The 20178-nt window shown below is 64.1% G+C and carries 14 protein-coding genes and 1 tRNA gene; 3 read left to right on the top strand and 12 right to left on the bottom strand.

Annotated elements, in window-relative coordinates:
- Positions 1-108: 108 nt before the first annotated feature.
- Positions 109-753, bottom strand: a complete 645-nt coding sequence (locus HMPREF2635_RS12205) for a hypothetical protein (RefSeq protein ID WP_070821845.1) — start codon at positions 751-753, stop codon at positions 109-111.
- A 55-nt stretch (positions 754-808) separates the two neighbouring features.
- Positions 809-2038, bottom strand: coding sequence for a L,D-transpeptidase (locus HMPREF2635_RS12210; RefSeq protein ID WP_070821846.1), 1230 nt, complete (start codon positions 2036-2038; stop codon positions 809-811).
- Positions 2039-2324: 286 nt separating this feature from the next.
- On the opposite strand from HMPREF2635_RS12210, the gene HMPREF2635_RS12215 reads away from it, so the two are divergent.
- Positions 2325-2397 (top strand) — tRNA-Lys (locus tag HMPREF2635_RS12215).
- Between the two features lie 81 nt (positions 2398-2478).
- On the opposite strand, the gene HMPREF2635_RS12220 is transcribed toward HMPREF2635_RS12215, so the two are convergent.
- The 5 genes from HMPREF2635_RS12220 to HMPREF2635_RS12240 form a co-directional block, all read right to left on the bottom strand.
- The gene (locus HMPREF2635_RS12220; protein WP_070821847.1) at positions 2479-2985 is read right to left on the bottom strand and encodes a 2'-5' RNA ligase; all 507 of its coding nucleotides are present in this window, start codon (positions 2983-2985) and stop codon (positions 2479-2481) included.
- Positions 2986-2996: 11 nt separating this feature from the next.
- Positions 2997-3758, bottom strand: coding sequence for an ABC transporter ATP-binding protein (locus HMPREF2635_RS12225; protein ID WP_070821848.1), 762 nt, complete (start codon positions 3756-3758; stop codon positions 2997-2999).
- A complete protein-coding gene (locus tag HMPREF2635_RS12230) occupies positions 3749-4864 on the bottom strand; it encodes a FecCD family ABC transporter permease (RefSeq protein WP_232745235.1) in 1116 nt (371 codons plus the stop codon). The genes HMPREF2635_RS12225 and HMPREF2635_RS12230 overlap by 10 nt, the downstream gene beginning before the upstream one ends.
- A 2-nt stretch (positions 4865-4866) precedes the next feature.
- Entirely contained in the window at positions 4867-6015 is a 1149-nt protein-coding gene (locus tag HMPREF2635_RS12235) for an ABC transporter substrate-binding protein (RefSeq protein WP_070821849.1), read from the bottom strand.
- A 268-nt stretch (positions 6016-6283) separates the two neighbouring features.
- Positions 6284-6562 (bottom strand): DUF3618 domain-containing protein, encoded by a 279-nt coding sequence (locus HMPREF2635_RS12240; protein ID WP_010191207.1) that lies wholly within the window; start codon positions 6560-6562, stop codon positions 6284-6286.
- 198 nt (positions 6563-6760) lie between these two features.
- Between HMPREF2635_RS12240 and bcp the strand changes: the two genes are divergently transcribed.
- Together bcp and HMPREF2635_RS12250 are read left to right on the top strand one after the other, a co-directional pair.
- Positions 6761-7231 carry a thioredoxin-dependent thiol peroxidase gene (gene bcp, locus HMPREF2635_RS12245; RefSeq protein WP_046647348.1) on the top strand — a complete coding sequence of 157 codons (471 nt, stop codon included), beginning with the start codon at positions 6761-6763 and terminating at the stop codon, positions 7229-7231.
- A gap of 3 nt (positions 7232-7234) precedes the next feature.
- A complete protein-coding gene (locus tag HMPREF2635_RS12250; RefSeq protein ID WP_046647350.1) occupies positions 7235-7873 on the top strand; it encodes a TetR family transcriptional regulator in 639 nt (212 codons plus the stop codon).
- 13 nt (positions 7874-7886) lie between these two features.
- On the opposite strand, the gene HMPREF2635_RS12255 is transcribed toward HMPREF2635_RS12250, so the two are convergent.
- The 5 genes from HMPREF2635_RS12255 to HMPREF2635_RS12275 all read right to left on the bottom strand — a co-directional run bounded on the left by HMPREF2635_RS12255 (position 7887) and on the right by HMPREF2635_RS12275 (position 20173).
- Positions 7887-8312 carry a holo-ACP synthase AcpS gene (locus tag HMPREF2635_RS12255; RefSeq protein ID WP_070509785.1) on the bottom strand — a complete coding sequence of 142 codons (426 nt, stop codon included), beginning with the start codon at positions 8310-8312 and terminating at the stop codon, positions 7887-7889.
- Between the two features lie 36 nt (positions 8313-8348).
- Positions 8349-9101, bottom strand: a complete 753-nt coding sequence (locus tag HMPREF2635_RS12260; RefSeq protein ID WP_046647351.1) for an ATP-binding cassette domain-containing protein — start codon at positions 9099-9101, stop codon at positions 8349-8351.
- Positions 9102-9103: 2 nt separating this feature from the next.
- A complete protein-coding gene (locus HMPREF2635_RS12265) occupies positions 9104-10162 on the bottom strand; it encodes an ABC transporter permease (protein WP_070821850.1) in 1059 nt (352 codons plus the stop codon).
- Positions 10159-11154, bottom strand: coding sequence for a substrate-binding domain-containing protein (locus tag HMPREF2635_RS12270; protein WP_070821851.1), 996 nt, complete (start codon positions 11152-11154; stop codon positions 10159-10161). Before HMPREF2635_RS12270 ends, HMPREF2635_RS12265 begins: the two co-directional genes overlap by 4 nt.
- Before the next feature lie 97 nt (positions 11155-11251).
- Complete coding sequence (locus HMPREF2635_RS12275) at positions 11252-20173, bottom strand: type I polyketide synthase (RefSeq protein WP_070821852.1); 8922 nt, start codon at positions 20171-20173, stop codon at positions 11252-11254.
- Positions 20174-20178 lie beyond the last annotated feature (5 nt).

Genomic DNA, 20178 nt, shown 5'->3' on the forward strand with positions numbered 1-20178 from the left:
TGCTTCACAAAGTGCGCAGGCATGACACAACGCCGCCCGTTGCGGGGCCACAGTATGCCAATAATGAATTAACTGACTTTACTTTCGGGGGCACCCTAGACGGTAACCCTAGGCAACGCTGTCAATAATCGCGGCCAATTCCTTCGATGCGCTCTTCATATCTTCCACGTCCTTCACATCACCCATCGAGTGCCGGAACATGTAGTTAACCACTTCCGCATTACCCACGGTGGTAACACAAAAGAACTGTCGCAGGTCCGCCTCCGGATGCTTCGCGCAGGCAAAGTAGCGTCCACCCTCAGTGAAGTCGAGGTCCTCAAAAGGTTTGACTTCTTCGCCGTTCTCTCGCTCCTGACGCTGATAGTCCTCGGCGATGAACGAGCGCACGTCTCGCGCGGCCTGCTCATTGTCCTGCGGGCAAGGATCGGTTTCTTTCTCATCTAGATAGGTGGAATTGACCATAAATTGCAGCCCATCCGCCTGATAGAAGCGCCCCCAGCCATCAGGCTCACCCGCGTCATACGTGGGGTCGTGCGCCAGGCCAGCGAATTCCTCCGGCATCGCCTCCAACAGCGCCGGGACATCGAATTCAGTCGCGCACGTACCTTCCTCAGCTGGAGCGGCAGCGCTAACGCTTGATACAAACGGGCTTGCACTTTCGCTTTCCTCATGCGTGCTACCGCCTTCCGAGGAGCACGCCACCAACGCCAACGGCGCTAGTAGCACTATCGCAGCTCGCTTATACCAGTTCATCCGGGGCCCTTTCCTTGGCAGTTTTTCCGCAAGACTACCCCGGCAATCAACCGGGCTACTGGTTAGCGGTAGCGTTCCCCGCAGACCACGTCTCCCAGTCCATGTTCCAATCCCCCAGGCCGTCGAGCGGGCTCAACACGCCACCGCCGGTGTTGGAAACCCTCACGATATCGCCGCGCTTGACCGTGTTTTGGAACCACTGAGCAGCCTCAGTAGTCACGTTGATGCAGCCGTGGGACTGGTTGTAACTGCCCATCGCACCCACAGCCCAGGGCGCCGCGTGGACATAGATTCCGGAGTAAGACATCTGGGTCGCCCACTGAACGTCGGTCTTATAACCGCCGGCGTCGAGAGCCAGGCCAAAGGTAGTCGAGTCCATAGTGAGGGACGGGTACTGGTCACCGATGATGTAGGCGCCATTCGGGGTGTCCCACTGGCCATCCCGGCCCATCGACACCGGAATGCGGCGCAGCACCTCGCCATTCTTGAACACCGACATCATCTTCGTGTTGTTATCGATCAGCGCGATGACGCGGTCACCGATAGTAAAGTTGGTTGAGGCATCCTCGCCGCCGTAAACACCGCCGCCGAGGTTGCGACCGTACAGGTCGACGTCGACAGTCACTTTCGTGCCCGGCTCCCAGTAGTTCTGCGGGCGCCAGCGCACCTCCTGGTTATTTACCCAGTAGAACGCCCCCTCAACGGCAGGCTCGGTCTTGACCGTGATGGCCTTCTCGGCCGCCTTGCGGTCGGTGACGTAGTTGCCGAAACGCACGCCGATAACCTGGCCCACTCCTACTTCGGAGTCCGGCAGCGGGCTCAACGCCACCTCAGACACCGCCGCGGCCTGCGGGGTAGTGAAGGTGATGGTCTTGTGGGTGCCATTCTTGTCTGTGGCATCGATGGTGTAGGTGCGGTTGTACCCCAGAACCTCGGCACTCTTCCACGTGGTCGAATCACTCGACAGCTCGTCCTCCACCACTTTGCCGGCCTCGTTGGTCATCGTCACCGACTTCAGACCCGCAGGAGAAGTGACCTCGACCGGTTCGGAAGGATCGACATCACTAGCGCCGTCTTTGACAGAAAACTTTAGTTGCTTCGCCTTAGCGGCTGCCGAGGCCGAAGCATCCGCCGCCGCACTCGCTTGGGCGTCTGCCTCAGAGTGACTATCGGCCGGGCTGGAATTCTCGGCCCCGCCAATGGTGCAGGCAGTCAGAAGGGAGGCAGTCGCAATGAGACTCGAGAGAAGCACTGCGGGACGTGCAGAAGGGAATAGAGAGTGCACACAAACCCCTAGCTCATAAAAGGACAGACAAGGACAAGAGTGCACTAAGCCTAACCGCCCGCACGGCCTTCTAACTAGTTAGCGCCACCGCCCTTAACCGTTTCGTTACCGGTCTTCCCCACTCCCACACTCCACACTTTCAAAGAAGAGACAAGTAGCCGCAACCTTAGGAGCTCAAAAACCTTTATTCACCTGGCGATTTTACCTTTTCAGGAAGAGGGTGTTAAAGTTACATCTCGTTGCACGGCAGGCGCTGAGGAAATCAGAAGCCACCGAGTAAACACAAGCGCCATTAGCTCAATTGGCAGAGCAACTGACTCTTAATCAGTGGGTTCGGGGTTCGATTCCCTGATGGCGCACAGTTTAACCCCCTTCATCCTAGATGAAGGGGGTTTCCTCGTGCCACAGCCCCGACGACCGGGTTAAGGGGGGTTAGAGGCTTAAGCCCCGAAGACCTCCGAGCGCTGTGTCTTAGGCCGCCACCACGCGGCCTGCGCCGCCGTGAATTCCTTGTGCTCAAACGTCGAGATTTCATCGAGTGCCCGCATATAGTCGGGAACGAGCGCTCGGGGCAGGCGCAGCCCCATCGTCAGGTGCGGGGTCCATCGAGGCCCGCGGCCTTCCGGGTTCGCGGCGCTTAACTGGCGCGCAGCGATCTCCAACTCGTCCGTAGTTTCCAGAAGCCACGCCACGGTCTGCTTGCTTTTCCTCCCGAATACCACCGTCCCGACGCGATGAAACAGCGCCGGCAGTAGCGGCGGCAACAGCGTGCGGGCCTCGTCGACGACTGCGGTCTCGAGCGCCGGCGCAAACGTTACCGTAATGTGCGGGCGCTGGTGCTGCACCGGAAAGCCACGCTGAGCCAGGGCAGCATAGACTTCCCGGATCGTGTCTTCATCCTCCGGGGTGAGGTACAGCAGGAGGTTCTCGGGCGAATTTCGGCTCACACGGCCCGAGTCTAACTAACCTCTCGCAGCGCCACGATGGGTTGCCCGCGGTGGTCCAGCACATCCGTCTCTACGCCGTAGACCTCGCGCAAGAGTTCCTCCGTGAGCACCTCCCCCGGCGCGCCGTGAGCGCGTCCCTTGCCGCCGTGAAGCACGACAAGCTGCTCGCACATCCGGGCGGCCAGATTGATGTCATGAATCGCCACCAACGCGAGGCTGCCTTCCTCCCGAGCTTTTGCCCGCACGCGGCCCAAGACGAAGAGCTGGCGGTTGAGATCGAGGGCAGAAGTGGGCTCGTCGAGAAGCATGAGCCCAGGGGTCCCCACGAGCATCTGCGCCACGGCGACGAGCTGGCGCTGGCCTCCAGAGAGCTCATTGAGGTAGCGCTGCGCAATCTCATCGAGCCCCATGGAGTGCAGGACCTCGGCTGTGCGGGTGATTGGGTCCTCGCATGCTTCGCGCCGCGCCGCAATCAGCACCGCCTCAAACGCCCGCAGCGCCGCGGTGTGCGGCAGGCCCTGCGGCACGTAGCCAATGAGCTGGCGGCGCCGCTGCCCGCGCGGGGCTTGGCCGTCGACACGAAAATCAACCGTGCCACCCCGCGCGCGGTGCACGCCGGCGAGCGCCTTAATGGTGGTGGTCTTGCCAGACGCGTTCGGCCCCAGCAAGCCCACCACCTGCCCGCCGCGCAGCGTGGGGAGACTCAGCCCGTCTACCACCGTGCGCGAACCATAGCCGGCGGTCAGATCAGCGATGGTGAGTTCTACGTCCACAATGCCCTCCTCCGGGTCATGACGATGGCGATGAAGAACGGCACGCCCAATAGTGAGGTCACGATGCCAATGGGGATGGCCAGCCCGGGCTTAATGACGAGGCTCAGCGCATGGGCGGCACACATCACCGCCGCGCCCGCGGCCATGGATGCCGGCACGAAGTAGCGTTGGTCCTCCCCCACCAGCATGCGCGCGATGTGAGGGCCTACTAGGCCAATAAAGCCGATGATGCCAGCGAAGGCCACGGTGGTGGCCGCGACGAGTGAGACCACGACGAGCACGATCACGCGCAGACGGGAGGTGTTGACACCGAGGGCGGTGGCGCGGGCATCGCCAAGCCGCAGCGCTGTCAGCCGCCACGACAGCGCGCCCAGGATGGGCAGCGCCACTGCAAGCACGCCGGCTAGCACGGCGTTGGCCTGCCAGCTGGCGCGGGTGAGCGAACCCATGGACCAGAAAACGATCTGTTGGAGAGCCTCGCTGGAAGAGCGGTATTGAATGAGCGCCAGCATAGCCTGAAAGAAGAAGACGAGGCCGATGCCGAGCAGCACCATCGTCTCGGACTTCGCGCCGCGGATAACGGCGGCAACGACGATGATGGCCGTGGCGAGCGCCGCCGACAGCCACGCGATGAGCGCGAGGTTGAACTGCGGCTGGGCCAAAAGCTGCCAACGCAACACGATGGCACTGGCTCCGCCGAAGGCAGCCGCCGCGGAAATACCGAGAGTAAAGGGTTCCGCCAGCGGATTATCCAGGATGGTTTGCATCTGTGCGCCAGCCAGTGACAGGCTGGCGCCGATAAGCAGCGCCATGACAGCCATAGGCAGGCGCAGGCTCCACAGGACTGTACGCGTTTGCTTGTCGACACCTCCCGGATCCACCATCCCCCGCAGCACCTGACCCGGGGTGAGGTCGATGGCGCCGACGATAACGCTGACGACGAAGGCGGCGAGAGCCACGACGATTAGCCCGGCGACGATGGCGATGCGGCGGCGTGTTACACGGGAGTGCTCGCATGCCAGGGCCTCCACGGGAAGAACTGCGGTTTCTGCGCGCGTGGTCCGTTCAGGGCTTGCCGAGCGCCCGGTTGATGTGAGAATGCTCATGACTAATTGGTGCTGAAGAAGGTTCCGTCGCCTGGGACGGGCGAGTATTTCTCTTGGGCTTCGGCCCATTCTTGCTGAACGTTGACGTCTGCGTAGTCCTCTGGGTGGAGCCACGCGGCGATCTGAAGGAGTGCCAGGTAGTTGAAGGGCGAGTTGTAGAACTGGTGCCACAGGCCGTGGAGGTTGTGCTCCTTGACGGCAGAGAGGTCCTCAAAACCAGGTTGGACGCCGGCCAGCGAAGCGGCGCTCTCGTGGGCATCCTTTTCGCTGATGCCATAGCCGGCGGCAGCGAAGCCGGTGTGGCCCTTTGCGTTATCCACCTTGGCGGACCAGTCGCCGCCGGTGGCGATGATCATGTCGGGATCGGCGTCGATGACCTTCTCCGGGGTCAGTGCGCCGGACTCTCCCTCGATGATGCCGTCTGCCACGTTCTTTCCGCCGGCGACGTTGACCAGCTCAGAAATGTTGGAGTCATTCCACGAGCCGCAGCAGTCGGAGACACCCGCTGCGCGCCACACGAAGGTGGAGGGCTTGTCCTGTGCTTTCGTGGCACGCTCGGTCACCAGGTCCACGTTCTTTTGCCAGTCCGCGATGAACTCCTCCGCGCGGTCCTCGTGGCCAAAGATATCGGCGAAGATTTCCATGGTGGGAATGGTGTTCTCCAAGGGCTTGGCGCGGAAGTCCGTGACGGCATAGGTCAGGCCGGCCTGGTCCAACTTGTCGGTGAGCCCGGCGGTCTGGGAGGCCTCATACTGATCCTTGGAGAGCACGATGAGGTCCGGGTCGAGGCTGATCAGTTCCTCCACGGTCACGTCACCCTTGGTGAAGCCGCCGATTTCCGGCAGCTCGTTGACCTTGGGCGCGGTCTTTTCCAGCTCGCGGTAGTAGTCGGGCACATTCTGCTTCAGGTCCGATCCGATGGCCACGACCTTGTCCAGCGGGTCTTCCTTGTTGAGGATGCCGGTGGCAAAGACGCTGCGGCCTTCTCCCAGGATGACGCGTTCCGGCGCGTGGTCCAGCTCCACCTGGCGGCCGGCAAGGTCTGTGAAACTCACAGCGGCAGTCCCCTGCGCTCCCGTGGCCTGCTCGCTGCCGGCATCGGCATTGTCGGAGGCACAGCCCGCCAGCGCGCTGGCCAGCGCCGCCACCATGGCGCACGCCCCTACTACTCGCCCGACGCGCGGACGGGATGCCTGGCCTGCAGGCGTCGATACGTGAAGCACGATTTCTCCTTCAAACTTTGGTCTTATGGTCTGTTCGGAGGTTCATACTACACAGACAGGTAAGGCTACCCAAAGCCCGCATAGGGTAGGCAATGCTTCCAGTAACGCATACGGAGCACAAAAATGCCCCACCCCGGGGTATTTCCCAAGGCAGGGCCTCTAGGTATGCAGTCGCGCCCAACGGCGCTAACCGGCTCTAGCGACGCTCAGCGAGCAGGCGCTGCAGCTCCTTGATATCGGACTTGCGGCGCTTGGAGCGGAAAACGGAGAAAGCGATAAGGCCTACGACGGCTGCACCAACGCCGGCGAGCGCCATCTGCACATTGCGCTCCTGCAACTTCTGGGTTGCCGCGCCCTTAGCGTCCTCGACGAAGTTCTGCGGCTTGCTGCGATCAGCCAGCTCATCCAAGGTGCTAGCCAGCTGACGGCGGGTGCGCTCGATGTCGCGCTGGATATCATCAATGTTGCGTGCCACGTGAATCTCCTGAATTTTGGCTTCGTTCGGTGTTGTTGCGGTTAGTGTCTTTCTAACCGTTGAGGTTCTAACGTGGACATTCTACATTGACCACCGGCTCCCCTGCAGAGTTGGCCACGTTTTGTCTCAGCTGTGCTGCGGCGAGCGAACTGAGATTCACCAAAGAGTCCTAAGGGAGAGCACGGTAGGCTATACACCATGACTGAAGCACAACGACTGTCCGTGGGTGACAAAGCCCCCGCTTTTTCCCTCAGCGATGATGCCGGCAACACCGTAAGCCTGAGCGACTATGCCGGCCAGCGCGTCGTGGTTTACTTCTACCCGCGCGCCAACACCCCTGGCTGCACGAAGGAAGCCTGCGACTTCCGCGATAGCCTAGAGCAGCTCAATGGCATGAACATCGCCGTGGTGGGCATCTCCCCCGACAAGCCCGAGGCCCTGGCTAAGTTCCGTGAGGACCACGAGCTGAACTTCCCGCTGCTCTCTGACCCCGATAAGGAGGTCATGACTGCGTACGGCGCTTTCGGTGAGAAGAAGAACTACGGCAAGATCGTCCAGGGTGTTATCCGCTCCACGTTCCTCGTCGAGGAAGACGGCACCATTGGCCAAGCCATGTACAACGTCAAGGCCACCGGCCACGTCGCCCGCGTGCTCAAGGGGCTCAACTAAACCGTGGAATCTAGCTCGAAGTCACCGGAGATACTGGTCCCTAGGCGTCGCCCAGCGCAGGCGCGTAGCCGGGCCAAGTATGACCGGATTTTGTCCTGCGCGCGTCAGACGCTCGTGGACCATGGCTTCGAGTCTTTTACTTTCGACGAGGTCTCGCGCCGCGCGGAAGTGCCGATTGGCACGCTGTATCAATACTTCGCCAACAAGTACGTGCTGATCTGCGAGCTTGACCGCCAAGACACCGCCGAAATGCTGGCGGAGGTTGAGCGTTTTTCCCAGCGCGTGCCGGCCCTGCAGTGGCCGGACTTTCTCGAGGAGTTCATTGATCGCATGGCGCGGGTCTGGCGCGAGGACCGCTCGCGCCGCGCAGTGTGGCATGCCGTGCAGTCCACGCCGGCCACCCGCGCCACGGCCGCTGATACGGAGCTGTCTCTGCTCAAACCTATCGCCGAGATCATCGAACCACTTGCCCAAGGCATGAACGAGTCCGCCCGAGTGGAAATTGCGGCCTTCCTCGTCCACACCGTGGTCTCGCTGCTCAATTACAGCACCATGCGCTCGGAGGAGAGCTTCGATGGCGTGGTGGAAGAGATTAAGCGCATGCTCATCGCCTACCTCTTTGCCATCGCCACCAGCGCCTAGATCATGGCGTGGGTTATGGCGTGTGCCGCGAAAGGTGCACGATAGCGGTGGCGTAATCACCATCATGGCTGATGGACAACGCCGGTGAAAAATCCCCCAAGGACTCCCGCGCGAGGCGGGCAATCTCGCCCCGCAGTTCAAGTGCTACGCGGCCCCACGCATCGGGGCGGACCTCAATCTCGGCCCAGTCCACGGCCTCCTCCGCTAGGACCGGCGGATGCCCGTAGAGCGCTTGCGACCACGCCTTGATGAAGGCCTCCTTCGCCGCCCAGCGCCCTGCGAGGTGCTGCGCGCGGGCAGCACCGCTCAGTCCACGGGCCTGCGCCACGCGCAATTCGGAGGCGCTGAAAACCTGCGCGAAGTGCGTGCCGGGAAGCTCCAGCTGCTGGGCAAAGGAGGGGATGTGCACCAGGTCGGTGCCCACGCTCACGCCACTCATAGTCATGCAGGCCAGCTTAGTTACGCCAACTGTGGCCTAGCGCGCCAGCTCCTGTTTGAGCTCCTCCAGCTCGTCGCCGCCGGCCATCCACTGGGTCAGCTCCGGCAGCGTGACCTCCTCCTTGGAGGCATCCAGCGACATCTGCCCCACCGTGAGCACGATGAAATGATCGCCCACGAGGTAGGCGTGCTGCGGGTTGTGCGTAATGAACACCACGCCCATGCCGCGTTCGCGGGCGGCGTCGATAAAGCGCAACACCATGCCCGACTGCTTCACACCAAGAGCGGCGGTCGGCTCGTCCAAGATGATGTAGCGCGCGCCGAAGTAGATGGCGCGGGCAATCGCGACCACCTGGCGCTGGCCGCCGGAGAGAGCGGAGAGTTCCACGGAGACGTCGCCAAGCTCAATGCCCATCTCGGCCAGCTGGTCATGCGTAATCCGCTTCATCTCTTCCTCACGCAAGCTCCCCAGCGCCCCGGTTAGTTCCTGGCCCAAGAAAAAGTTGCGCCACACCGACAGCGAAGGCACCAGCGCCAAATCCTGGTACACGGTGGCAATTCCGGCATCGAGGGAATCGCGGGGGCTGGCGAAGTTCACCTCTTCCCCATCGACGGTGATGGTGCCGCCCGTGGGCTGGTTGAGGCCGGCGAGGATCTTGATCAGCGTGGACTTGCCCGCGCCGTTATCACCCAGCACGCAGGTCACCGCCCCTTCCTTCACGCTGAGGTTGATACCGCGCAGGGCGTGGAAGTTGCCGAAGGTTTGGGAAATATCGTGCAGCTCAATCATGATTATCGCTTCCTCGTAAAGTTGGCCACCGAGGTGTTCGTGAGCACGGCGAAGAGCAGCATGGCGCCGAGGAAGAACTTGAACCAGTCGGGGTTCCAACCGGCGTACACGATGCCCTGGTTGGTCATGCCGAAGATAAGCGCGCCGATGGCGGTGCCTACCGCGGTACCGCGCCCGCCGGTCATGGAGCAGCCGCCGATAACCGCGGCGATGATGTAGAGGAACTCGTTGCCAATGCCTTGGCCGGCCTGGATGGAGTCGAAGGCAAAGAGGGTGTGCATGCCCACGAACCACGCTGCAAATCCGACGAGCATGAACAACGCCACCTTGACGCGGCGCACGGGAACGCCGACGGCGCGGGCGGCTTCATCGTCGCCACCAACGGCGAAGATCCAGTTACCCCAGCGCGTCTTGTAGAGCACCCACGAGGCGATGGCGACGAAGAAGATCCACCAGATAACGGTGGCGCGGATGCTCAGGCTGCCAATATGGACGGTGCCGGCAAAGATGACGCGAGCAGAGCCGAAGCCTTCCATGTCCGAGATAGTCGGGGTGGCAACCTGGCCCGTAACCAGCTTGGTAATCGCCAGGTTGAGGCCCTGCAGCATGAGGAATGCCGCCAGCGTAATAAGGAAGGAATCGATCTTGGTGCGCACCACGAGGAAGCCGTTGAGTGCACCGATGGCCAGTGCGGTGATGAGGGACAGCCCCACGCCCACCCACGAGTTGAGGTGGAAGTTGTAGTTGAGCATGGTGGCCACGAGCGCCGCGGAGGTCACTGCCACGCCGGAGGACAAATCAAACTCATTACCAATCATGAGCAGGCCCACTGCTAGGGCCACAATGCCCAGCGTGGAGCTGGCGTAGAGCACCGTGGAGAAGGCCTCCACCGAGCGGAAGGCGGGCGCCACAATCATAAAGAGGACGAAGATGACCACAGCACCGAGCAGGCTGGCCAACTCTGGGCGGCGGATGAGGCGCGCGAAACCGCTGCGACGGGTCAGGCGCGTATCGGCGGGGCTAGATAGAGCCTCGTCTGATGCAGTAGCGGTTTCGCTCATCGCAGACCTGCCTTAGCGGATTCGGAGATGATGTCCACGTTGGTGGAATCCACGAAGGAGGGACCGGTGTACACGGGGCGGCCGCCGCCCATCGTGGAACCGTTGCGGTGCGCCAACCACAGCGAGTCGACGGCGAGGTAGCCCTGCATATAAGGCTGCTGATCGACGGCCCACTCGATGCGATTGTCCGCGATGGCGTCGACAAGCTCGGCGTTGGTGTCGAAAGTGGAGACCTTGGCCTGGGAGGAGGCGTCAGCAACCGCGTCGGCGGAGCGCATCGCCACGGAGGCCTGCAGCGCCATGACCCAGTCAATGGACGGATCCTGGCTCAGCTTCGCGTTAATGGTGGACTGCGCGGAGGTCAGATCCTTGCCGTTGACGTAGAGGATCTCCACCTTGCCGTTGTCCAGGCCGTCTTTCACGCCGGCGCAGCGCGACTCCTGTGAAGAGTTGCCCTGCTCGTGGATGACGCACAGAACGTGCTTGGCGCCATCGTCCTTGAGCCGCTCGCCGGCCTTGGTACCGGCCACCTTTTCCTCTTGGCCGAAGAAGGCGCTCATGCCGTACTTCTGATAATCATCCATGCCGGCGTTAAGCCCCACGGTGGGGATGCCGGCATCCGCGGCCTTCTTGGCTACCGGCCCGATCGCCGCAGAGTTGGGCATGGTTACGGCAATGCCGTCCACACCGGAGTCAATGGCGGATTGCACCAAGTTAGCCTGGTTGGGCGCTTCCGGGTCGGAGGAGTAACGCAGCTCGATGTTGTCCTTGCGGGCGGCGTCCTCCGCACCCTTGCGCACGAGATCCCAGTACGTATCACCCGGCGCGCCGTGGGAAATCATGGCGACGACAAGGCGCTCGGTGTCGACGCCACCGGCTAGCTCGCCGTCCGCTTCGGGGCGGGGCGCTCCACCCGTGGCGGAGCAGGCGGCAAGCAGAGTGGCGGCGACGACCGAAATAAGGCCTAGTAGAGGCTTCTTAGCTTTATTCACCCTTGCATGGTGCCCCAGATTGGGGGACTTCTCCAACCCATCTGACCTGCTTCTTTATCGTTCCAGAGGGTGCACGCTGGGGATACGTCAACGGAAGCTACCCCCGTTGCGTTGTGTCTCCTCCCTCCGGATTAAGCATGCCGTTGCGAAGCCGCGTGGACTCGCACAGCAAAGCTGTGGCCTCACGCTTCACTACCTCGTCGGCTGTTCCGGTCCCCAGGTTGCGGTTCACCGGCCGCTCGTACAGCGCTGCTCCACCTCGCATGGCTTCTTCCAAGCGCCGCAGACCACGACGCTCGCGTTCGGTAGCGGCTGCCCGCCAGGCTTCGGCCACGCCCTCACCCTGCTCCCGGGCCAATGCAGCAAAGAAAGCACCCGGGTGAACCAGCGCGATGAGGGCGGAAACATGCCCGAAGCCCAAAGAGGTCACCAGGCCTGCCTTGGGTGGGGTGCGGCGCAGGTCCAGCGGCTGGCGCAGCCACACCAGATGCGCGTGGCGGCGCAGCACCGGGTCAACGCAATCAAGCGAACGGTTCGGCGGGAGAATTCCGCTGCGCAGCACTTGAGTCAGGCCGACGAGTTGGAAGGCGGCGGCACCGCCCTTGGCGTGCCCGGTAAGGCTCTTCTGCGAAACCACATACAGCGGGTTGCCGGGGCTGCGGCCGAGTGCGGCGGCGATGCGCTCGTGCAGATCCGATTCGTTGGGGTCGTTGGCGTTGGTGGACGTATCGTGCTTAGACACAACGGCGATATCGTCGGGGCCCACGCCGAGGGCCTCCAGCGAGCGCGCCAGGCGGGAGTCCTGCCCACCCCGCGCTGCAGAGAGTGCACCCAGGCCCGGCGCGGGGATGGAGGTGTGCGCGCCGTCGGCGAAAGACTCAGCAAAGCCCACCACGCCGAGGACCGGCAACCCCATCTCCGCCGCAAAGGTTCCCCGTGCAAGCAGGATGGTTCCGCCGCCTTCGGATTCCACGAAGCCAGCGCGGCGGCGGTCATTAGCACGGGAGAAGAAGCGGTGTTCAATCCCCTTCGACATCATCTCGGCGCTATCGGCGGTGGCCGCCATGTCACCAAAGCCGGTAATGCCCTCGATGGACAGGGCGTCGACGCCGCCGGCCACCACGAAATCGGCCTTGTGCAGGCGCAGCTTGTCGACGCCCTCCTCTACCGACACCGCCGCCGTGGCACAGGCGGCCACCGGGTGCACCATTTGGCCATAGCCGCCGACATAGGACTGCATCACGTGCGCGGCAATGACGTTGGGCAGCGCTTCCTGCAGGATGTCATTGGGGCGCGGCTGGCCCAACAGCTTATCGACGTACAGCGAGCGCAGCGCCTCCTGGCCCGCCATGCCGGTGCCCTGGGTGGAGCTCACGCGCGCCGGGTGGACATGGGCCAAGAGCTCGGCCGGGCTAAAGCCTGCGGAGAGGAAGGCATCCACGGTGCACACCAGGTTCCATAGGGCAAGGCGGTCGAGGTTATCCACCATGTCCGCGGGAATGCCGTAGACCTGCGGGTCGAAGCCCTCCGGTATCTGGCCGCCCACAAAGCGGGTCATGGTCACGCGCCGCGGTACCCGCACCGCGGAGCCAGCAGGCCGGGTGACTTGCCATTCGACCTCGCCAGTCGGATCAGTGACACGGCGCAGTGTGGCGCCCTCGCAACTATCGACGAAGCTCCGCGCTGTCTCTTCGTCCTGCACGGTAAAGCTCAGTGGCTTCTCCAAGTAGATGGTGGCCAGCTCGGGCGCGAGGTTATCCACCATGGGCAGGTGCGGGCCGAAGTCATCGTGGAAGCGGCGCACACCAATCCCGGCGAGGACCTCGTCGTGGAAGCGCTCGTAGACGTCTTCCTCCGCTAACTCCTCACCTCCGGCTGTCAGCCAGCCGGCCGTGCGCTCATCCCAGCTGATGAGCCCGCGGCTCCACGCCAGCTCCAGCACGCCAGCCGCAGAGAGCTCTCCGCCGACCTCCACCTCATAGCGGGTACGCGAGGAGCCCAGCGGACCGAGCTCGCCGGCGCCGACGATGACCACCATGTCCTCGAGGGACTGCGTCACCCCGCTGAAGTCGGGGCTGGTCCGCTCTGCAGGCCTCAGCACATTCGGCAGGGCCTTCGCCGTTCGCGGAGCCTTCTCTTCGCCCGATCTAGCAGCTGCGCTCGATGCATCTGCATCCTCTGACTGTGAATCCCGGGCAAGCGCGGCTAGGTCTAGCTCGGCCTCGGCCAGCCCGCCAGTGAGGTCCACGCTCAGCGGCGCCTGTGCTGCTTCGGCGCGGATGTCGGAAGAGGCGGTGGCGTCGATAAGCTGCACCGCCATCTCCTTCGCTGAGAAGGTTCGCACGCCGCGGGCCTCCACCTGCGCAACCAGCGGATCGTTTCCGCCCATCAGGCCGGTGCCGCGCACCCACCCGATGTGGGCATGCACCAGCGAGGTGCGCGCGCCCCACGTGGACTGCTCTGCGGACCAGCGGTTAACCAAAGCATCAAGGGCCGCCTTGGCCTCGCCGTAGGCTCCATCGCTGCCGAAGCGCCCACGGTTCGGCGAGCCCGGCAGCACCACGTGCAGCCGGTGTCCAACATGTGTATCCGCGCCCACGGCGGACAGCGACGCGATGAGCTTCTCCACCGACCACAGCAGCAGGCGCATCTGGGACTCCGCCCCCGCACCGGCATCCTGGAGGGTGCCCGCCACGCGCGGCGCGGCGAAGGGGAAGAGCAAATCCGCCACGTAAGCCGGCTTCAGTCGCACGGACTCGCCACCCACGGTAGCGGTGCGCTCCGCCGCAATCCATTCCACGAGTGCATCCACGTCCGCGAAGGAATTGAGGTTTGCTGGAACCACCCACAGGGCCGCCGCACCGACGGCACGGTTGCGGTAGAGCTCCTTATAGAACTCGAGGCGCTCGTGGCCTAGCCGGGAAGTCGTCGCAATCACGGTTGCGCCCTCCGCGAGCAATTCACCGATGAGTTCGGCGGCAATCGAGCCCGGCGAGCCACCCGTCACCACGGCTACTTGGTCAGCGAAGAGCAACCCGTCGGCCGGGGTGCGGGCATCGCGGGCCAGATGCTCATAGCCGAAGTGCTCGGCCAGGAGCGCAACTTCCTCACCGGCACCCAACACGTCCAGCTCGGGCTCTGCTTCCCCGGCGGCCGCCGCGCGGGCGATGTCCTCGCGGGCGCTGGCCCAGCGGTCGTCGAGAAGCACTGCCTTGCGAGCATCAAAAGCGGGGGCGACTTGTCGCTGCCAGTCCGGGCCGAGCTCCACTGCAACGAGTTGCTCCAGCTCCGTGTGCGCGGCGCTGTCCCCCTGCTCAATCGGGGTCTCCTCACGGCCGAGGGCGGCGAGTGCAGCGCGGGCGGAGTCCTCCAGCGCCGCTTCAAGGCGCTCGGTATAGGCGCGCACCGCCTCTGGGTCTACGGTCTCGTGTGGCGTTGGTGCTGCGGCCTTTTGCAGCGAGACTCCTTCGCGCTCGCCGGCGGCGCGCACGGAGGCGTCGATCAGTGCATCGAGCTCAGCCGCCGATGCCACACCGGTCATGGGCAAGCTGGCCAGCTCCCCGCCGCGCAGCGATGAGCCCTCGCGCGTGCCTAGGACCAGCTGTGCAATAGCGCGATCGGCCCAGCCCGAGCCCAATCCCCAGGTATTGCTCACGCGTTCGGCCACGTAGCTCGGCTTCTTGCCCGCGGGCCCGGTGAGCCGGTTGAGAGCCTGCGCGACCTGCTCTCTGAGGACTTCCCCGAAAGCTGCATAGCCCGGCGCGCGCTGAGCCACGCTCGCCGCCAGCTGCGGGAGAGGCGCATCCGCGGCATTCTCGATGGCGCTGATGCCGAACTCCACGCCGAGGTCAACGAGCAACTGGTTGCGGCGGGAGGACACGCCTTCCACGAGGGTTTCGATGGAATCGGTCGCCGTCATCTGGTCAGGCCGGACCTTGGTCCACAGAGCAATAAGCATCTCGAGGGCCTGGTGCACGCTGAGCGGGCGGTCCTCGACGGCGGCCGGGGCCTCCTCGCGCGGGGCGTGGACGGAGTTTTCCCGGTGTGCCCTGTCGACTGCTTGCCTCGACTCAGATTCTGCCGGTTCCGTTTCGGCAGCGTCCGGCTGCGCAGCCACCTCCGCTGCTGAGTCGGGCACCGGCTCGGCGTCTTCGGCAAAGACTCGCCCGCGGTCGCGCTCGTAATTCAGCACCTCGATGCCTGCGCTGCCCGCGTACTGGGGCAGGCGCAGGGTTTGGCCCAGCATGTTGGTCAACGTCGGCGCGGCACCAACGCCGACCTCGAGGAAACGCTCCACGCCGAGCTGCCCAAGGAGCAGATCCTGGGTCTCTATCCAGCGCACCGGGGAGGCAAACTGCCAGGCCAAAAGCTCGATGAGCAGGGTTCGCCCCAAGCGCGCCGGGCTTGCCATGGCACCATCGAAGTCCGCCAGGATCTCCGCGATGGGTTCCGAATCCACCACCGCGGCGATGGATTCCACGAACTCGCGGCTGAGCGCGAAGGGCCGCGCCACGAGGTTTGGAATATAGCGCCCCACCAGGGCATCGAGGTTGATCCCTTCAGGGATGAGCGCGTCAAGGTGCGCGCGGAAATCTGCCACGCCGCTCACTAAGCGGGAGGAGTGGAAGGGCACGTCAATCCCCGAGATGGGGATGACGGCGCGCTGTCCCGCGGCGCGGCGTTCGGCGTCATGAGCCAACGCATCCAGCCCCGCCTTCGTCCCGGCGACCGCGTATTGGCGCCCGGCAATATTGTGGTTGACCACCTCAAGGAACTCGCCGGTCTCTGCGGCCACGCGGGCAACATGGGCGATGGCCTCGCCCGCGCTCATCCCCATCTTGGGCGGGCGCAGCGCTGCCAAACCGTAGAGCGACTGGCCCGCGGAATCGCGCTCGACCAGTCGGTGCATGGTCAGCCCGCGGACATAAACAATGTCCAGGACCGCCTCCAAGGACAGGACCTCGGCATAAGCGGCTAGGGCGTTGTACTCGCCCACCGAGTGGCCAGCAAAGAAGGCACCGGAATCGAGCACCGCGGCTTCCTTGAGCGTTGCAATCTGCGCGCAGCCCAGCGTGGCCATGGCCACCTGCGTGAACTGCGTCAGATAAAGCACGCCTTCCGGGTGGGTGAAGGTCTCACCATCCACCACCACGGTGTCGGGGTTGTGGCGGACGATCTCCAGGATGGAAAAGCCCAAGTCTTGCCGCGTGTGCCGGTCCGCACGCTCCCACACGGCGCGCGCCGCTGCGGACTCCGCATAGTCCTTCATCCCCATCCCCGGGGATTGAATGCCTTGGCCGGGGAAGGCGTAGAAGGTGGTGGGACTGCTCATCGTCGCTCGCGCCTGCAGCACCGGCACGCCCTGGCTGGTGGCGGTCACGCTGCGGACCTCGCCGTAGCCGCCGCGCTTGTCGACGCCCACCCGTTCCACCTCGAACTCCACCTCACTGCCCGGCAGCACGGGTGCAAGCCAGGTAGTGGACCACTCGAGAACGCGAGCGCCGTCGAAAGCCGCGGCTGCTTGCGCCAGCGCCGAGGTCCACATGCCGTGGACGATGGGGCCTTCACGGTGCCCCGCCAATGCCGCTGCGTTCGATGACAGGTGGATGGGGTTCCTATCCCCTGTCACCACGGCAAAGGGCCGCAATTCTTCCGGTGCCACTGCGGTGGTGCGGTAGCGGAAGGAGCGCGGCGTCTCCCGGAAGGACGGCTCTGCTGTCTCTGTCCCGTTTTCTTGTGCACCATTAGTTGTGACGCGCGCGAGCTCGAGCGGGGCATCGCCGCGCCGCCCGGTAATAAGGAAGCGCTCGTGCAACTGCGCAAATTCGCGCTCGCCGCCGCCTACCGCGGCGGCGACAGCAACGCTCACGTCGATGAGGCGCCCCGAGGGCGTATCGCGAACGTCTTTCAGTGCTGCGGTGTAGTTCAGTGCCAAGGGCTCGCAGCCCAGGGCGACGCTGCTGCGAAGCAGCTCCCAGGTGTCTGACTTGAGGCTCAGCGAATGCTCAAGGTGGACGAGGCCAAGGAAGCCCTCCACCACCGGTTCCCCCGACTCAGTGTGGGCACTGGCCAGGACGGCGAAGAGTGCCGGCCAGGCGGGGCCGACGAGAACATCGGGCGAGACATCAGGGCTCATTTCCCCGCTCGTCACCGCACCATACTGGGCAATGTCGGTGGCGCTGAGGTGAGCGCTGATTGTTGCGATCCCGGAATCAACCTCAGGTAGGTCACCGCCGAGGGCCTGGCGCAGCAGATCCCGCATGGCGGATTCAGCATCCTCGACCTTAACGAGTGGTGAGGCACCCGGAACGCGCGGCGGAGTGATGCGAACGCGCAGCTCAGCTCCGGAGTGAAAAGGAACGGTCAACCACATGGTGCCGTCGACCGCAGTGTCCAGCTCGGCCCCATCAAGTCCAAGACGCAGGGGGTTGGGCTGCTCGCGCCCCGCCCAATTTAGGCCCGGGGCTCGGCGGATGAGCTCTTCATTACTTAAGACAGGCTCCTCGCTGGAGTCGTCGAGAAGCGCAAGCGCCGCCTGCTCGAAGCGGCCTAGTATCTGTGCCACCGGTTCGTTGGCCTGCTCGATTCCCTCAACAGCCGCCGTGCCGGGGATGATGCAGACCTCATCGGCCTCGTAGTGCTCATCGTGCGCCTGCCACAAGGTGTCGCGGCGCCAGCGGCGGCGTACCTCGGAATCGATAACCGGCACAAAGTTTGCGGGTTTGCCCGGACCGTCCACGAGTTGAATGAACCACGCGGCGTCGGTCGGGTGCAGCGCGGCGTCACCGTAGAGTTCGGTCAGCTGATTAATTGCCTCAGCCGGGTTCTCGCGGTCAACCTCAACGCGCAACTCGATCTCGCCGTGATCGGTCGGGTGAAGGCGGGCTTCGGCGCGAGCCACCATGCTCGTAAATCGCCTCAACCAGGATTCATCAACCCAGCCGTCCTGGTAGGACAGCTCAAGGTAGCGCTGCAGCCACTCGGAATAGGACCTCTCATCGAGGTCGCCGAAGTAAGGCTTGCACGTGCGCCCGATGGCCTCAATGATCTCGGCGCGGCGTGCTTCTACGGCCGCGGCGTCACCGGCCACCTCATCCAGAAGGCGCCCGGCGCGGGCGAAAGAGTTGTCCAGCTCATGGATGTCCGCCCCTAGGTCCGAGCGGCCCGATATAACGTCCCCACTGTGCGCAGCGACGAGCGCCTGCTTTACCGACTCGGATGCGGTGGATTCCTTCGCCGCCATGACAGCGGTGCCCACCATGATGGCATCGACTGGCGCCGCGGGCAGACCGAAGCGCTGCGCCCACGTACCCAGCAGGTACTCTGCACCGCGCGCTGGGGTACCAATTCCCCCACCAACAGCGAGGAGAATATTGTCGCGCTCACGGATCCGCGCGTAAGTAGCAACGAGGACGTCATCGAGACCTTCTAAGGAGTGGTGGCCACCGGCCGCGCTGCCTTCCAGCTGCATGATGAGGGTGGTCTCAGTGAGAGCATCGGCGATACAGAGTACCTCCTCCACCTGCGCCGAAGTTCCCGGTTTGAAGGCGACCCAAGGGATGTTCGCGGCGTGGAGCTTCTCCACCAGCTCTTTGGCCTCCTCCACAGGCGGAATGCCAGCGGAAATCACCACGCCGTTGATGGGTGCTCCTCCTTCGCGTGCTCGCAGAATCGAGTTCGGCCCCTCGATCTGGCGACGCCACTGGGAAGCCGCAAGGTACAGTGCGTTGAACTGGACGTTCACCCCGGGCTGCAGCAACCTACCCAGGGTGTGCAGGTTCTCCTGCAGGATGTCATCGGTGTGCTGTCCTCCGCCGGCCAGCTCCGCCCAGTGCCCGGCATTGGCGGCTGCGGCGACGATGCCTGGTTCCACAGTGGTGGGGGTCATCCCGGGGAGCATGACTGGTGAGTAGCCGGTGGCTCGCGTAAAGGCAGTCACTAGGCGCCCGTTTGCAATGCGCGGGGCCCACTCGGACCACGCGCGGGGCAGAGCCGGTGCGCGACCCGGTTCCGCGAGCTGAGCCAGTCCTTCCGCCGTCCCCACGGCAAGCGTGCCCACGCCGCGTCCAGCAACAATGTCCCGCGTCAACGGCTCCACCCCGCGGGAAGGCCCCACTTCTAATATCCAGCGAGCCCCGGCTTCGAGCGCCGAGTCAACGCGCTCGGGCCAGTCCACGTAATCCGTGAGCACGGCCCGCGCGAGCTGCGCGGTGATTTCTAGGTCCAAGCCGATTCGCTCCGCCCAGCTTTCCACCTGCTCCACCGCAAACTGCATGGTGGGATGGTGGAACGCTGCTGAAACCTCAAGGTCGGTGACAGCGATGGCGGCTGACTCCCCTTCCCGCCCTTCCTTGAGGTCCGAGCTCTCCTGCAGCGTGGCCTTCACTCGGGCGAGCTCAGCCGGTGTTCCAACGATGACGAAGCGCCCACGGCCGTTGTCGAGCCCGATGTGTGCTCCGACTTCGCGCAGTTGCTGTCTCGTCGCGCCCGTCACCGCCGCCATGGGCGCGCCCTGCGGGGTGCGTATGAGCCCAGCGCTGCGCGCGGTAGTCGTCATGGCTGCACCGATGAGGCGTGCCAGCGCCAGGGCCTCCGCTGGTCTCATGCGCTTCTCCACCACCGCTGCGGCGAGTACGCCTTGGGAGTGACCAATGCTGGTGACGGCGTCGTCGAGTTCTACTCCGTGCGCGCGCAAGCATTCGAGTACGGCCAGCTGCGCGGTGAGGATGCCGGGGGTGGAGAGTGAGGCGTCGTCCAGCCCATGTGCCCTCCCTTGCTCCTCGTCCGCCCACACCAGTGGCGCAAACCCGCGCGGCGCGGTGGGTACAAGCTCGTCCTCCAGCGGGGCAAGGAGTTCCTCGGCTTCGGCGAGGTACTCCGCTATGAGTGGCCGGACGCCGGCAGCGAGGGCACTGCGCAGCGTCGGCAGCCAGGCATAGCCTTGTCCGGAGAAGGAGAGTGCGAAGGGCTCGGCGTCTAGGCGCGCGGACAAAGGCACAGAGACGTGGAAATCAGACACCTGCG

The organism is Corynebacterium sp. HMSC035E02 (assembly GCF_001836065.1).
GTDB lineage: Bacteria > Actinomycetota > Actinomycetes > Mycobacteriales > Mycobacteriaceae > Corynebacterium > Corynebacterium hiratae.

Bases quoted from the DNA above. Each gene is read 5' to 3' on its own strand.
- HMPREF2635_RS12235 (WP_070821849.1), bottom strand. From the start codon at position 6,015: ATGGTGGCGGCGCTGGCCAGCGCGCTGGCGGGCTGTGCCTCCGACAAT.
- HMPREF2635_RS12205 (WP_070821845.1), bottom strand. From the start codon at position 753: ATGAACTGGTATAAGCGAGCTGCGATAGTGCTACTAGCGCCGTTGGCG.
- bcp (WP_046647348.1), top strand. From the start codon at position 6,761: ATGACTGAAGCACAACGACTGTCCGTGGGTGACAAAGCCCCCGCTTTT.
- HMPREF2635_RS12260 (WP_046647351.1), bottom strand. From the start codon at position 9,101: ATGATTGAGCTGCACGATATTTCCCAAACCTTCGGCAACTTCCACGCC.
- HMPREF2635_RS12255 (WP_070509785.1), bottom strand. From the start codon at position 8,312: ATGAGTGGCGTGAGCGTGGGCACCGACCTGGTGCACATCCCCTCCTTT.
- HMPREF2635_RS12265 (WP_070821850.1), bottom strand. From the start codon at position 10,162: ATGAGCGAAACCGCTACTGCATCAGACGAGGCTCTATCTAGCCCCGCC.
- HMPREF2635_RS12230 (WP_232745235.1), bottom strand. From the start codon at position 4,864: ATGAGCATTCTCACATCAACCGGGCGCTCGGCAAGCCCTGAACGGACC.